The following is a 15,195-nucleotide window of genomic DNA, read 5'->3' on the forward strand; positions in this document are numbered from 1 at the left end:
AAAAATTAAATAGAATTTAAATGTGATTATTTATTATTTTATTAGCTTTGTTCCCTGAGACGGATAAAATAGACATTCTTACCAAATTACATTAATAATCGGTTAACTAAACCTAATTGTAGTTTCATTGTTATACAATGGAGTTATAAGTAATTTGTGTTTTTTTTGTAGAAGAGAAGGCAAAATATAAGATTTATGTATGCTTGAGACAGTTATTAAGATAGAGAACATTTCAAAATTATATCGTTTGGGGACTATTGGCACAGGAACAGTCAGTCACGATTTGAATAGGTGGTGGCACCTGGTCAGGGGGAAGGAAGACCCCTATCTGAAAATAGGAGAAGTGAATGACCGCTCTAAAAAATCCGAAAATAAATATGCCTGGGCGTTGAAAGATATTAATTTGGAAGTTAATAGAGGGGATGTGTTAGGTATAATTGGAAAAAACGGAGCAGGAAAATCAACACTTCTGAAACTTCTGTCCAGAGTTACCGCTCCAACGACAGGTACCATTAAGGCAAAAGGCAGAATAAGTTCATTACTTGAGGTCGGAACTGGATTCCATCCTGAGCTTACAGGACGTGAAAATATCTATATGAATGGTGCCATCATGGGAATGTCCAAAAAAGAGATAACAAGTAAATTAGATGAAATAATAGAATTTGCAGGAGTTGAAAAGTATATAGATACTCCCATCAAACGCTATTCTTCAGGTATGAAGGTCCGTCTTGGCTTTGCTGTAGCAGCACATCTCGATCCTGAAATATTAATTGTAGATGAAGTCCTTGCTGTCGGTGATGCCGACTTTCAGAAAAAAGCCATAGGAAAGATGCAGGACGCTTCTTCAATAGAAGGGCGCACAGTGCTGTTTGTAAGCCATAACATGACGGCGATTAAGAATTTATGTAAAACAGGAATTGTTTTATCTGATGGCTTCATTAAATATTCGGGAGAAATAACAGATGTTGTGGACTTTTATTTGTCGGATCAAACAAACAGCGGTATAATAAACAATGAATGGACTTATGAAGATGCTCCCGGCTTGGATAAAATAAAAATAAAGGCGGCATATATAAGGTATGCCGGGAATAAACTGACAATTAATGTCCCGTTCAATATTATTACTGAGTTTTGGTGTTTGGAGGAAGGTTTCCCGGTAAATGTGAGTATGCACCTGTACGATAAAAGCGGAACATGTATTTTTAATCTGACTACAGAGAACAAACCTTTGCAGAAAGGGTTGTATAAGGCGGAGTTTTTCATCCCAGCAAATCTGATGAATGATGGGGATTATTATGTGAGTAATATGTTTGTTTCACAATCACAATGTTATTTTGATCATAGACATGCGAATTCATTTGAAATATTAGAAGACAGAAGCATTTCAGGTTGGCACGGTAAATGGAAAGGGGTATTAAGGCCAACATTTATAAAGAATGATTATAGAATGCTTGAATCAATAAAATAAGCTTTCTTTTTCTAAAAAAGGTTTAATTATTACACTTTCACAAAGTACAAAAGATGAATATATTACTTACCTCTGTAGGGAGGAGAACTTATTTGATAGAATATTTTAAAGGCACGTTAAGAGGAAAAGGTCTTGTTTTTGCCTCAAACAGTGTTCTGACTCATTCGTTGAAGCATGCCGATCGCTATACGATCACACCACAGATTTATGATAAAGAGTATATAACGTTTCTTATCGATTATTGTCTGAGAAATAAAATAAAAGCTGTTATTTCCTTGTTTGATATAGATCTTCTTATTCTGGCCAGAAATGAAAAAGAATTTCGGGCAAATGGGATAAGGCTATTAATTCCGGATGAAAATACAGTTGCTATTTGTAATGACAAATGGCTGACATATAAATTTCTTAATTCGATCGATATAACCACGCCCCAAAGTTATGTTTCACTACCGGAGCTGAAAAATGATATTGAAAAAGGCTTAATAAATTATCCATTAGTACTTAAACCCCGATGGGGCTCAGGATCGTTAGGAATGTTTCATATTAATAATAAGGAAGAATTATCCGTATTATATGATAAGGTTTATTGTGAAATTTTCGGATCATACCTGAAACATGAGTCGGAGCAAGACCCGGCATCTTGTATCTTGATTCAGAAGGAAATAAAAGGGCCGGAATACGGGTTGAATGTATTGAATGATCTGGAAGGGAACTATGTGACAACGATTGTTGTACAGAAAATATTGATGCGGGCAGGAGAAACGGATGTCGCCGAAATTGTCGATAATTCTATGTTTTTGAATATTAGTAAGAAACTTTCAGAATCTTTCCGTCATATTGGCATTATGAGTGTCGATTGTATCGTATCCGAGAACGGAGATATATTTGTTGTGGAAATGAATTCACGATTTAGCGGACATTATCCGTTTGCCCATATTGCGGGGGCTAATTTCCCTGCCCAGATTATAAAATGGCTTGAAGGAGGTGCTACCGACCATGGGTTAATTTCCGCTTCTGTAGGTGTTACCGGATGTAAAGAACTTGAGCCTGTTATTTTATGAAATGAAGAAATCGGAGACTCCAGTTGTAAGCATCTGTTGTTTGACATATAATCATGAACGGTTTATACGTCAATGTTTAGATGGATTTTTAATGCAAAAAACATCTTTCCCTTTCGAAATACTAATTCATGATGATGCTTCGACAGATAGTACGGCTTCGGTTATTAGAGAATATGAAGAGCGATATCCCGGCATTATAAAACCGATATACCAGAAAGAAAATCAATATAAGAAAGGTATTGCGAACACTCCTACATATCAATTTCCACGTGTCAGAGGTAAGTATATCGCATTTTGCGAGGGCGATGATTATTGGATTGATGAATATAAGTTACAGAAGCAAGTCGATTTTTTAGAAAGCCATCCTGACTATAGCTTATGTAGTCATAGATTTAAAATTTATGACAAAGAGGAGAATGTGTGGGAGCCCGAGTGGAAATATTATAAAGAAATATTTGCCGGAAATCCTGATGGAGTCTCTTTTTCTCTGGAGGAAAATTTCCTTAGGCATTGGCTGACCAAGGTATTAACTGTCGTTGTAAGAAAAGATAGCATAGTTCATGTGGATTTTTTGCCGTTTACATATTTTAGAGATGTGCATTTATTCTATTATGCTTTAAAAGGAAGTAAAGGTTTTTGCCTGAACTTTTTCGGGGGTGTTTATAACAGGCATTTCGGTGGAGTTTATGGTAAAGTGACCAATAAAGTCAATAGTGATTATCGTGTTTATAAAGACCTGCTTGCAAAGAACAAGTCTGATGCTGTATTGAAGAAGATATTTCGGGCGGCTGTAATAAAAAAAGTATATGCAGATGTCTTGGATCCTGAAATATCACTAAAATATACTTTAAAGATCGCTTTCGAATCTATTGTTTATAGTGGTGATATTAAAACTTCCGTCCATGCCTTCCGACGTATATTCAGGGATCGTTTGTGGAGGATAAAACGATTTATTATCAGATTTGTTAAATAATCCCCCGAAAAGACCATTGTGTCTTGATTGTTTTGGCTTGCGTGTATGCTGGTTCTTGAAAATGGGTTATGCAATACACAATACTTGATATGCCCTTGATGTATTTGTAATTTCTGTTGTATGATATCCTGTTTTTATTTTCGAAAATAAAAGAAAACTCCTTTCTATATTCATACCCGACTAATGTGATTATTTTATACTTTTACTCATCAAAAATATAGATCAGAATGGAGTTCAGTACTAAGATAAATATCCCAAAATCAGATATAGATATATCCCACAAACACAGGGTGTTGATGTTTGGTTCGTGCTTTATCGAAAATATAGGGAAAATACTTGTCGATAATAAATTCAATGTAAATCTTAATCCTTTCGGTATTTTGTACAATCCTGCTTCAATTGCCCGCGCGTTGTATATGCTTTTAGATAATTATGAGTTTACAGAAAAAGATATTTTTGAACATAAAGGGCTTTTTAATAGCTTCTATCATCATGGTAGTTTCTCCGATACAGATAAGGAGAACTATTTAAGTAAGATAAATCAAAGTACGAAGCAGGCGGTGGATGATTTGAAAAAATCAGATGTCCTTATTATAACCCTTGGTACTTCTTACGTATTTCGCCATAAGGATAAAGATATTGTAGTAGGTAATTGTCATAAATTGCCTGCTGCTGATTTCATCAGGTACAGGCTCACTGTAAGTGAGATTGTTGATGAATGGACTGTTTTGATCAAACAGATAAGGCAGCAAAACCCCGAAGTTAAAATTATATTTACAGTGAGCCCTATCCGGCATATGAAAGATGGAGCACATGATAACCAGCTAAGTAAGTCAGTGCTCTTGCTGGCGGTCGATGAGCTTTGTAAAACAGATTACGGCTCCCTTTATTTCCCTTCTTATGAAATTGTATTGGACGAATTACGTGACTACCGCTTCTACAACGAAGATATGATTCATCCCAGTGATACCGCAATAAAATATATATGGGAGAGATTTTCAGATACTTATATCAGTCAGGAGACAAAATCTATCATAGATGAATGGAATAAAATCTATCTGGCGTTGAATCATCGTCCAATAAATTCTCAAGGTGATGAGTATAAGCATTTTTTAAGGCAAACTTTGTTAAAGCTTAAAGCATTCAAGGATAAATATCCATACATTTGTTGTGCGGAAGAAATATCCATATTAGAAAATAGATTGTAGTGTTTTTGTAATGAAATATTCTATACAGAAAATAGCCAGTATACTGGATGCAATGACTGCCGGTCTCGATGATTCGGAAATAAGTATATTGCTGACAGATAGCCGGCAGGTATTTTTTCCTGCCGAAACATTGTTTTTTGCTTTGCCAACAAAGAATAATGACGGGCATAAATATGTGAGCGAGCTATACGAACTGGGTGTTCGCAATTTTGTCGTTTCACATTTGTCTCCCGAGTGGGACGAACTGAATGCCAATTTTCTTGTGGTAAGTAATACACTGGCAGCGCTGCAACGTATAGCGGCATATCATCGTTACCAGTTCGATATACCGGTTATAGGCATTACGGGAAGCAATGGGAAGACCGTGGTTAAAGAATGGTTGTATCAGATACTCCATTACGACTTTAATATCACACATTCACCACGTAGTTACAATTCGCAGATAGGAGTACCCCTGTCGGTGTGGCAGATGGATGACCGCACTGAATTGGGCGTTTTTGAGGCCGGCATTTCTCAACCCGAAGAAATGTCGAAACTGGAAGCTGTGATCCGTCCGACAATCGGAATATTAACTAATATCGGTCAGGCACATCAGGAAGGCTTCAAATCGATGAAACAAAAATGCCTCGAAAAACTTGAACTCTTTATCAACTGTGATGTGATTATCTGCGAAGAAGAAAATGAGTTGATAGACGAATGCATGGAGATTGCCTGCCTGTCTCATAAACGTCTTACCTGGTCGCGGAAAGGTTCGCCCGAAAGCCCTTTATACGTTATGAAGGTGCACAAGGGAGAGTTTAGTACTACTATTCAATATGCTCTGTTGGGAATGGTGTCCAAATTTACAATCCCTTTTACTGATGACGCTTCCATAGAAAACGCGATACATGTGCTGGCGACAGCCGTCTATCTGCATATCCCTATTGATGAGATAAATAAGCGGATGGAGACTTTAGAACCCGTGGCTATGCGCCTCGATGTCCGTCAGGGAAAGAATAACTGTGTGCTTATTAATGACTCCTACAACTCTGATATAAATTCATTAAATATAGCCCTGGACTTTTTAGCACAGCGGGCTACGATAAGCGACCGGAAGAAAGTTATTATTATATCGGATATACCTCAGTCGGGACTAAAGCTGAAAGAACTATACTATCTGGCATCTAATCTGATGATCAATAAAAAGATCGATTTGTTGATCGGCATCGGTAAGGAGATCTCGGCTCACAAAGATATGTTTAAAGGAATAGAAAGCCATTTCTTTAATGCGACAGAAGATTTTATCCATTCCAATATCTGGGGTAACTTTCAGGATATGTTTATTTTGCTCAAAGGAGCAAGGAGCTTTTCTTTCGAAAGTATAAACAAATTGTTGGAGGTAAAGACTCATGAAACAGTTCTCGATATAGACTTGGATGCTATAGTTCACAACTATAAGTTCTATCGGTCGAACCTGAAGCCAAATACAAAGATGATTTGTATGGTAAAGGCCGATGGCTATGGTACCGGAGCTGCGGAAGTGGCAAAGACCTTGCAATATCACAAATGTGATTATCTGGCGGTAGCTGTGGCGGAAGAAGGTGTTTTCCTGAGAAAACAAGGGATAAAGGTTCCTATAATCGTATTGAATTCTGAAGTTGGTGGCTTCGAAGAACTAGCCACTTATTCACTTGAACCGGAAGTCTATAATTTCAGGATACTCGATGCCTTTATTAAGGAAGCCAAGTTGCAGGGGATTACCAATTATCCGATACATCTGAAGATAGATACAGGAATGCATCGTCTCGGCTTTACAGAAGAAGATGTCCCTGAACTAATGAGCCGTATACAGAATCAAACAGGAGTGCGCATCCAGTCGGTATTTTCACATCTGGCCGCCAGCGAGAGCTGGAACTTCGATGAGTTTACGCTGGAGCAAATAAAAACATTTAAAAAAATAGCAAAGGTAATAGAGCAGAATTGTCATTATCCAATAATGAAACATATTCTCAATTCGGCGGGGATAGAACGTTTCCCCGAAGAGCAGATGGATATGGTGCGTCTGGGGATAAGCCTTTACGGGGTCAGCGCCAGCGGTCTCGAAGGATTGAGGAATGTTTGCACTCTAAAAACAACCGTTCTGCAAATAAAGCATATAAAAGCCGGAGAAACGGTAGGCTATGGGCGTAAAGGCCATTTCGACCATGATGCCACAATTGCTACTATTCGCATTGGATATGCCGACGGGCTTAGCCGCCAGTTTGGCAATGGAGTGGGGAATGTTGTGGTAAATGGCCATACAGTACCTATTGTCGGCAATATTTGTATGGACCTGACAATGATAGATGTGAGTGGCATAGATGTAAAGGAAGGTGATTCGGTTATTATTTTCGGAGAAAACCCGTCTGTTATAGATCTCGCTAAACAAATCGGTACAATCCCTTACGAAATACTCACTTCCATATCGAACCGCGTGAAGCATATATATTACAAAGAGTAGTTCTTTTTTATTATTTACTTAACTGAATATTCACCTCTGAATAAAGGATTAAATAAACCTTATTCAGAGGTGAACCTTTTTTACTACTGAATGTTAAATTATTATGAAAATGAACATGGATATTTCATATTAGTAAAAAGTATCTTATTTTTGCGGTGTGAAATATAGTTGCATAGGCAATCAAATTAAAGTTAATAACTTAACAATATGATAAAAAGGTACTCCGGCATTCTTCTTTTTTTTATTCTGCTATGTAGTACACCCGCTGTTGCGCAACAGTTGCTGACACTAGAAGAGTGCCGGCGGCTGGCAATAGAGAATAACAAGTCTCTCAAGATTGCGACAGAGCAGGAGCGGATCGCGTATTATAATAAGAAGGATGCTTTAAGTAAATTCTTCCCCGAAATACAATTTGTCGGGGCCTATCTACACAATCAGAAGAATCTGCATCTGATATCTTCTTCTACTATTGCCGCCATTCCATCCGAACTTACAATTCCTCTGCCAAGCGGAAATGTTTCCTTGCCACTCGGCGATGTTAAAGATGGTCTCTATGATTTGGGAACACTGGATATCAGAAATGTATGGGTAGGGGGTTTCAATCTCACTCAGCCAATATTTATGGGAGGTAAGATTGTTGCATACAATGATCTTCGTAGTTATGCCCAGGAACTGGCCAAAACAATGAAAGAAACCCAGATGACAGATGTAATAATTGAGGTTGACAATGCCTATTGGCAGGTAGTATCTGTGGCAAGTAAGAAAAAACTGGCAGAATCGTATGTGCATTTGATGCAAAAAATGGATTCGGATATTTCGGCGATGGAAGAAGAGGGTGTTGCAACTAAGGCAGACCGCCTTTCGGTAAGTGTAAAACTGAACGAAGCCGAGATGACATTGACTAAGGCCGAAAATGGATTGAGTCTGGCGAAAATGCTCTTGTCGCAAATATGCGGGCTTGAAATAAGTGATGCTATAACATTGAAGGACGAGAATGTCGAAGATATCCCTCTTTCATACGAGGCTGCTGTTGTTCCAAATATTGATGAGGCACTGACAAACAGGACAGAAGTCAGGAGTCTCGAACTGGCAACAAAAATATATCAGAAACAAGAAAAGATCGCATTGGCTGATTTTATGCCGAATGTTGCATTGACTGCAAATTACCTGTGGACAAACCCCAGCTCATTTGACGGACTGGAAAAGAAATTTGGGGGAATGTGGAATGTCGGCGTGATGGTAAAAGTTCCGTTAAATTTTTTCTCCAGTTCTGCGAAATTAAATGCAGCCAAGGCGGAAACCCGTATTAAACAATATGAGTTGGCAGATGCAAAAGAAAAAATCACATTACAGATAAATCAATCCAATTACAAACTAAATGAAGCTTATAAAAAACTGAACTCGGCAAAGAGAAATTCAGAAAAAGCAGATGAGAATTTGCGTTATGCAAATGCTGGGTTCGAAGAGGGCGTTATTGCAGCTTCGGACGCTATGGCAGCCCATACCGCATGGATGTCGGCTCATTCAGAATTGATAGAGGCTCAGATAGATGTCGTTCTTTGTCAAATTTATCTGAACAAAGCATTAGGTCGTAAATTATAGCCCCCTGTCCCCCAAGGGGGAAATTGAGTGAAGGAATTATGTATAAAATAAATAAAATACTCTCGATAAAGCCTCCCTTTGGGGAGGTTGGAGGGGCCAATTAAAAAAAATATGGATACAGAAAATAAAAAGTCGGGTTCAAAGTTAATCCCAATCTTGATTTTTGCTGCAGTTATTATAGTTGTGGGGCTCTATGGCTTCTTTTTCCTGAATCAGGAAGATAATATCATTCAGGGAGAAGCCGATGTTACTGAGGTTCGTATATCCAGTAAGGTGCCTGGCCGTATAGAACGGTATCTGGTAGAAGAGGGCAGTTATGTGAAAAAGGGCGATACGCTGGCTGTGCTTAGTATCCCCGATGTGGAAGCCAAACTGGCCCAGGCCACTGCCGCCGAGCAAGGAGCTGCCGCCCAGAACCAGAAAGCTATAAAAGGAGCCCGTGTAGAACAGATACAGGGAGCTTTTGAGATGTGGCAGAAAGCAAAAGTAGGGGTAGATATAGCTCAAAAATCTTTCACCCGTGTACAGAATCTTTTTGATAAAGGAGTTGTTACAGCTCAGAAGCGGGATGAAGTACAAGCTCAACTTGATGCTGCTATTGCAACGGAGAAGGCGGCGAAATCTCAATACGATATGGCTGTGAACGGAGCCGAACGTGAGGACAGGGAAGCTGCGCTGGCTATGTTGCAAAGGGCTAAAGGGGCTGTTGCGGAAGTAGAATCATATATAGCCGAAAGTTATCTGATATCTCCGATCGACGGAAAAATATCGGAGAAGTTTCCGAATGAAGGAGAACTAGTCGGCTCGGGTGCGCCTATAATGAATGTGGCAAAGCTGGATGATAAATGGGGCTCTTTCAACATTCGTGAAGACAGGTTGAAGAACTATAAAGATATAGGTACTACCTTCAAGGCTTATGTGCCTGCACTGGATCAGGAGGTGGAGATGACTGTTTATTATGTCAAAGATCTTGGTTCGTACGCTGCATGGAAGGCAACTAAGATCACAGGCCAGTACGACCGCAAGACCTTTGAAGTAAAAGCCCGTTTTAAGGATGCGTCAGTGGATGTGCTTCCGGGGATGTCACTTATAGTGAAAGAGTAATTTAATTGCATAATTTATAAAGAACTTTATCTATGTATGGAAAGAGTTATAAATTATGAGTTATAAGTTATGAGATATTATTCGACAAGGCAAAGCGGAGTTAATGAAGTATTCAAAAATATACTGCTTTTATTTTTGCGACTTTGCGAGGGATTCCAGGCAAATAAAAAATTGAAATATACGTCAACTTTGTCAACTTTTAACAATCGCTATACACAATAAATGGATTACGGAACAGGCATATTAGCTATATTTAAAAGAGAATGGATGCGTATAATCTCCTCAAAAATATGTATTTGGGGGATATTTGTTACGCCTTTATTGTCTATGATCATTTTGGTGTGGATGATGGATAGCGGACTGCCATCCCGTATTCCCATTGCTGTGGTCGATCTGGATAATACTGCTACTTCACGTACATTGATCCGTCAGCTGGATGCTTTCGAAAAAACAGATGTGAAATATAAAAGCCTGTCATTTAAAGAAGCCCGCGAGATGATGGAACGTATGGAGGTATATGCTGTTCTTACTATACCCAAAGATTTTTCGAAAGACGCAGTATCGGGTAGCCGTCCTAAACTTGTATATTATACGAATAATGCATTCCTGATATCCGGCTCGCTTCTGTTTCAGGACCTGAAGACAGTGACTACGCTGGCTTCTGCGGCAGTGGGGTTGCAGACGGCCGAAGCTAAAGGATTTACCGAAAATCAGATAATGCCTATCCTGCAACCGATCACCATAGATTCGCATCCTATAGGCAACCCGTGGCTGAATTATTCGGTATATCTCAATAATGTGATATTACCCGGTATATTGCAGCTTATAATATTACTGTTTACAGTATCGGCACTTGGTTCCGAAATTAAATCGGGTACAGGGCGCAGGTTGCTGGCGATGGGAAATGATTCCATATTAAAAGTTATAATAGGGAAATTGGCGCCATATACAATTGTATATACAGGTATAGCCCTGTTCTTTATGTCAATAATGTATTACTATAATCAATTCCCTTTACACAGCGGATTTTGGCCTATGTTTCTCAATTATCTCTGTCTGATCCTTGCTGCGCAGGGTGGAGGAGTCATTTTAATGGGGATATTCCGCAATTACAGGCTTGCGCTTAGTATTGGCAGCCTTATCGGGATGATTTCATTTTCTATAACAGGGTTCTCATTCTCAACATTGGCTATGGATGGTAGTCTGAACGCAGTGAGTAATTTCTTCCCTTTACGTCACTTCTTCCTTATCTATGTCGATCAGGCATTGAACGGAATACATTTCGGATACTCCATGTACCGGTATGCGGCGTTACTGGCGTTTGTCCTGTTGTCTATGTTCTTTTTCGGTGTAGTGAAAAGACTGTTGAGGGATAATGTGTATGAATCATAAAATGGGGTTATAACAGCATGAAAAAGCTTTTACTCGATATATATTATGTGTGGATAAACGAACTGAAACTCGTTTTTCGCGACGAGGCTGTCATTCTTCTGTTCTTTGTCGTGCCGTTTGCTTATCCTATTGTCTATAGCTTTATATATAATAATGAAACAGCCCACGAAGTAAAAGTTGTTGTGGTAGATGATTCGCATTCGGCTTTATCCCGTGAATTTAAACGGAAAGTAGATGCTACGGCCGATGTCAGTGTGATCGGATATGCTACCGATATGGAAGAAGCCCGTGAAGCAATGAGAAGAAAAGAGGCTTACGGCATCATGTATATCCCTGCCGATTTCAGCCGGAAGATAAATACACAACAACAAACATCGGTGAGTGTATATGCCGATATGAGCAGCCTTTTGTTCTATAAGGCCATGCTTTTAAGTGCGACGGAGGTGTCTCTGGATATGGGAGCCGATATCCGTGTCGCAGAAACAGGAGGAGGAAGCCAGGAACAGGATGCGACCGTACGGCAGACTGTAGAAAGTCAGTGGATTACGTTGTATAATCCTCAGAACGGGTTTGCCAGTTTCCTTGTGCCTGCTATATTAATACTGATAATACAACAAACCCTGTTGCTGGGAATTGCTACCATTGTAGGCACTCACAACGATAAGAAACGTTTTACAGTGGCGTCGCATACGGCGGACGGGAAAAATGTAGGTGCGGTCAAACTGACTATCGGAAAAGCATTTTGTTATGCCTCGTTATACATGTTGATCTCGGTCTGGGTATTGAGGGTTATACCATATCTGTTTAAATTTCCGCAGATTGGCGATCCGTTGACCATAGGGGCATTCCTTATGCCATATTTGCTGGCCGCTACATTCTTTGGTATGACCTTATCTTATTTCTGTTCGCAGCGAGAGTTTGGTATGCCTTTGTTCGTATTTACCAGTGTGATATTTATTTTTATTTCGGGTATCTCGTGGCCATGGACAGCTATTCCCGAGCCGATAAAGGCAATTGCTAATATAATTCCGTCTACTCCGGGTATACACGGGTTCATAAAGATAAATACAATGGGAGCGACGCTTATTGAGGTCTGGCCTGAATATATAATGCTATGGATACATGCGTTGGCGTATTGCATTACGGCCGTATTGATGTACCGGTGGTGGATACAGAATTACGACCCTAAGTATAAGGGTATGCTGAAAGTGAAAGGTTAACCACCCTTCTTTTTGAAGAAATCGGTTATCTTTTCATATATTCTTACCATGCGCAAAGTCGATTCGGGTATTTCATAATCTTCTTTCCTGGCAAACCCACCCTCGATAAGGAATTCGATGGCACGCATGGCATCTTCTTCCCTGACCTGAAGTTTTATCCCTCCCATAGCATAAGGGTGCACCTGATTGATAAGTTCATCTTTAAGGTAGCAAAATATATCGTAGCTTTCCAGATAGGTTTTTGCAACGGCAAGCTCTCCGGGTATGTTTGAAGTCTTAATTGTTACAAGGTCATTCATAATGGCATTTATTTTTATTCGGTTTATTATATAAAGATAAAAAAATATGCTGAACCAAATGTGGACCAGCATATTCTTTTTGGTACTGAGTATATTATTTTTCTACTCTGATTCTGGCGTCTACGGCTATTACCTTCTCTTCGTTGGCAAGGAGCGGGTTTATATCCATCTCTTTGATCTCAGGAGCAAAGCGAAGCATAACAGACAGGCGCACTATAATTTCGATAAACAGTTCTTCGTTCAGTCCTTTTTGCCCGCGTACTCCCTGAATTATTTTATATGCTCTTAACGATCGTACCATCGATCGCGCCTCATTGAAGCTTAATGGAGCAAGCCCTGAAGCCACGTCTTTGAGTATCTCAACAAAGATTCCACCCAGGCCGCAAAGTACAATGTGCCCGAACGTGGATTCGTATTTGGCTCCGATAAACAGTTCCTGCCCCGAAAGCATCGGTTGAATCATAACCGAGGTAGTATCAGGTATCTTCATCAGACGATCGAATTCCAGAGCCAGATGTTCGTCGGAACGTATATTCAGAACAACACCACCTACATCCGATTTGTGGATAGGGCCTACGCATTTAGCTACCACAGGATAGCCGATCTTTTGGCCAAAAGCTATTGCTGTTTCTTTCTTTGCAGTAACCAGTTCTTCTACCTGTGGTATACCTGCGGCGTCGAATAATTCCTTGATCGTATTACTTTCTATGTATCCGTTCGAAGCTCCATCTATGATATTGCGTATGCGTGGGATGTTTATTGGCATATCTTCTATCTTCCCCACAGAAGGAGGAGTCCATGATACGACTTTAGACAAGGCGTTGGCCAACGCATATTCATCGGTGAAGTTCACATGACCACGTTTTACAAAATCATCCATTTCCTTTGTGGCGGATATTACCGATGGTAGGATAGGGTATATAGGTAGTTTGCTGGTCTTAATTTTCTGGTCAAGCATTTCATAAGCTTCTGCAACATTACTTACCCCCGGATTACCGTATATCACAGCTATGCCATCTATCGCTTTGAAGTTTTTTTCACAGAAATCGATACAAAAGGCCATGTGCTCACCAGTTCCTGTTCCTATAATATCTATCGGATTCGAAACCGCAGCTCCGGGTAGAAGATGTTTCTTCAGTTCGGCAGCAAGTTCTTTATCCATTTCGGGGACGTCTATATTCCCTTTTGATAGAGCATCGGTCAGGATTACAGCCGGCCCTCCTGCTTGTGTGATAATGGCCAGATTACGTCCTTTCAGTTCCTTCATTGTTAGAACGGCGGCAACATTAGCGAGTTCTTCCCTTGAGAAACAGCGGATAATGCCTGCTTTTCTAAATAGTGCTTCCACAGCCGAATCGGAACTGGCAATAGCTCCTGTGTGAGACGAAGCTGCGCGGCTTCCCGAAGAAGAACTTCCCGACTTGATGGCAGCTATTTTGCACCCTTTTCTTATCAGTGATGCCGAATGCCTGAGAAAACGGTCTGGATCAGCTATTTTTTCCAGGTATAATAGTTTAATTTTAGAGCTGTTCTTAGGACTGAATTCGTTATCCAGATATTCCAGTATGTCTTCTACACCTACCTGGGCGGCATTACCTATCGACCATGCAGAATTGAATCTTAAGCCGATTCTCATCGCCGATTCTATTATATATGTGATGGTTCCTCCGGAACTGGATATGATATCTACTCCCTGAGTATCCAGATTGGGTACAGGTTTTGTAAAGATGCTCTGATGTTTTGTATTGAAGAAACCGGAACAATTAGGCCCGATCATTAATACTCCGGCTCTGTTTGCAATATCCAATAGTTGTCTTTCCAGTATAGTCCCTTCATCAGATTCTTCACTGAATCCTGCCGAGAATACGATGAAAGCTTTGACGCCTTTCTCTTTTGCCAGATAATCCACAGCATGTATACATTGATTTGCCGGTATGGAAATAATTGCCAGATCGGTTTGTGGTATTTCTTCCATACTTTTATAAGCTTTCACTCCTTGTATAGCACCGCCTCTGGAATTTACAACATATAGATCTTTATCGAAAGTTCCGTTTACTAAATTATAGAGAACGCTACCTCCAGGTTTCAAAATGTTATCAGATGCTCCTACTACGACAATGCTTTTGGGGTTTGTTAACTTGTTATAGTCCATAAATGGGATATTAAAGTGTTATTTTGTACAAAAATAATGTTTTTCTCATTTTGAGAAAGATAATGACTATATAATATAGAACATATAATTCTTAAATTGAGTTTAGTTTAATCCCAATCCTTTTACTATCCCCATTTTTCTGTCTTTTCTTTCTTTATTTTATGTTTAACAACATATTGTGATATAGGTATTTAGTTTATATGTCTAATATTGTTCTGAAATAAAAATAAAAAAAGG

Annotated in this window: 11 protein-coding genes; 9 read left to right on the top strand and 2 right to left on the bottom strand. The window is 39.5% G+C overall.

The window, feature by feature from the left end:
* Window positions 1-199 precede the first annotated feature (199 nt).
* From GGR21_RS15080 to GGR21_RS15120, 9 genes are all read left to right on the top strand, one after another.
* Entirely contained in the window at window positions 200-1,468 is a 1,269-nt protein-coding gene (locus GGR21_RS15080; RefSeq protein WP_183308058.1) for an ABC transporter ATP-binding protein, read from the top strand.
* Window positions 1,469-1,521: 53 nt separating this feature from the next.
* Window positions 1,522-2,529 (top strand): ATP-grasp domain-containing protein, encoded by a 1,008-nt coding sequence (locus GGR21_RS15085; RefSeq protein ID WP_183308059.1) that lies wholly within the window; start codon window positions 1,522-1,524, stop codon window positions 2,527-2,529.
* A gap of 1 nt (window position 2,530) precedes the next feature.
* Complete coding sequence (locus GGR21_RS15090) at window positions 2,531-3,502, top strand: glycosyltransferase family 2 protein (protein ID WP_183308060.1); 972 nt, start codon at window positions 2,531-2,533, stop codon at window positions 3,500-3,502.
* Between the two features lie 227 nt (window positions 3,503-3,729).
* Window positions 3,730-4,710 (top strand): GSCFA domain-containing protein, encoded by a 981-nt coding sequence (locus GGR21_RS15095; protein ID WP_183308061.1) that lies wholly within the window; start codon window positions 3,730-3,732, stop codon window positions 4,708-4,710.
* A 10-nt stretch (window positions 4,711-4,720) separates the two neighbouring features.
* Window positions 4,721-7,189 carry a bifunctional UDP-N-acetylmuramoyl-tripeptide:D-alanyl-D-alanine ligase/alanine racemase gene (locus GGR21_RS15100; RefSeq protein WP_183308062.1) on the top strand — a complete coding sequence of 823 codons (2,469 nt, stop codon included), beginning with the start codon at window positions 4,721-4,723 and terminating at the stop codon, window positions 7,187-7,189.
* A 207-nt stretch (window positions 7,190-7,396) separates the two neighbouring features.
* Window positions 7,397-8,791, top strand: a complete 1,395-nt coding sequence (locus GGR21_RS15105) for a TolC family protein (protein WP_183308063.1) — start codon at window positions 7,397-7,399, stop codon at window positions 8,789-8,791.
* A 111-nt stretch (window positions 8,792-8,902) separates the two neighbouring features.
* The gene (locus GGR21_RS15110; protein WP_183308064.1) at window positions 8,903-9,895 is read left to right on the top strand and encodes an HlyD family secretion protein; all 993 of its coding nucleotides are present in this window, start codon (window positions 8,903-8,905) and stop codon (window positions 9,893-9,895) included.
* Between the two features lie 222 nt (window positions 9,896-10,117).
* On the top strand, window positions 10,118-11,287 hold the full coding sequence (locus tag GGR21_RS15115; protein WP_183308065.1) for an ABC transporter permease: 1,170 nt from the start codon (window positions 10,118-10,120) through the stop codon (window positions 11,285-11,287).
* A 17-nt stretch (window positions 11,288-11,304) separates the two neighbouring features.
* Window positions 11,305-12,507, top strand: coding sequence for an ABC transporter permease (locus GGR21_RS15120; protein WP_183308066.1), 1,203 nt, complete (start codon window positions 11,305-11,307; stop codon window positions 12,505-12,507).
* Here GGR21_RS15120 and GGR21_RS15125 read toward each other — a convergent pair.
* The gene (locus GGR21_RS15125) at window positions 12,504-12,806 is read right to left on the bottom strand and encodes a hypothetical protein (protein ID WP_183308067.1); all 303 of its coding nucleotides are present in this window, start codon (window positions 12,804-12,806) and stop codon (window positions 12,504-12,506) included. The genes GGR21_RS15120 and GGR21_RS15125 overlap by 4 nt on opposite strands.
* 94 nt (window positions 12,807-12,900) lie before the next feature.
* Window positions 12,901-14,958 carry an acetate--CoA ligase family protein gene (locus GGR21_RS15130; RefSeq protein WP_183308068.1) on the bottom strand — a complete coding sequence of 686 codons (2,058 nt, stop codon included), beginning with the start codon at window positions 14,956-14,958 and terminating at the stop codon, window positions 12,901-12,903.
* Between the last annotated feature and the right edge of the window lie 237 nt (window positions 14,959-15,195).

This window comes from Dysgonomonas hofstadii (genome assembly GCF_014196915.1).
GTDB classification, from domain to species: Bacteria; Bacteroidota; Bacteroidia; order Bacteroidales; family Dysgonomonadaceae; genus Dysgonomonas; species Dysgonomonas hofstadii.

What these genes read in the sequence shown, in the direction of transcription:
- GGR21_RS15090 (WP_183308060.1), top strand. Translation starts at nt 2,531, where the DNA reads ATGAAGAAATCGGAGACTCCAGTTGTAAGCATCTGTTGTTTGACATAT.
- GGR21_RS15125 (WP_183308067.1), bottom strand. Translation starts at nt 12,806, where the DNA reads ATGAATGACCTTGTAACAATTAAGACTTCAAACATACCCGGAGAGCTT.
- GGR21_RS15095 (WP_183308061.1), top strand. Translation starts at nt 3,730, where the DNA reads ATGGAGTTCAGTACTAAGATAAATATCCCAAAATCAGATATAGATATA.
- GGR21_RS15115 (WP_183308065.1), top strand. Translation starts at nt 10,118, where the DNA reads ATGGATTACGGAACAGGCATATTAGCTATATTTAAAAGAGAATGGATG.
- GGR21_RS15085 (WP_183308059.1), top strand. Translation starts at nt 1,522, where the DNA reads ATGAATATATTACTTACCTCTGTAGGGAGGAGAACTTATTTGATAGAA.
- GGR21_RS15105 (WP_183308063.1), top strand. Translation starts at nt 7,397, where the DNA reads ATGATAAAAAGGTACTCCGGCATTCTTCTTTTTTTTATTCTGCTATGT.
- GGR21_RS15110 (WP_183308064.1), top strand. Translation starts at nt 8,903, where the DNA reads ATGGATACAGAAAATAAAAAGTCGGGTTCAAAGTTAATCCCAATCTTG.
- GGR21_RS15100 (WP_183308062.1), top strand. Translation starts at nt 4,721, where the DNA reads ATGAAATATTCTATACAGAAAATAGCCAGTATACTGGATGCAATGACT.
- GGR21_RS15130 (WP_183308068.1), bottom strand. Translation starts at nt 14,958, where the DNA reads ATGGACTATAACAAGTTAACAAACCCCAAAAGCATTGTCGTAGTAGGA.
- GGR21_RS15120 (WP_183308066.1), top strand. Translation starts at nt 11,305, where the DNA reads ATGAAAAAGCTTTTACTCGATATATATTATGTGTGGATAAACGAACTG.
- GGR21_RS15080 (WP_183308058.1), top strand. Translation starts at nt 200, where the DNA reads ATGCTTGAGACAGTTATTAAGATAGAGAACATTTCAAAATTATATCGT.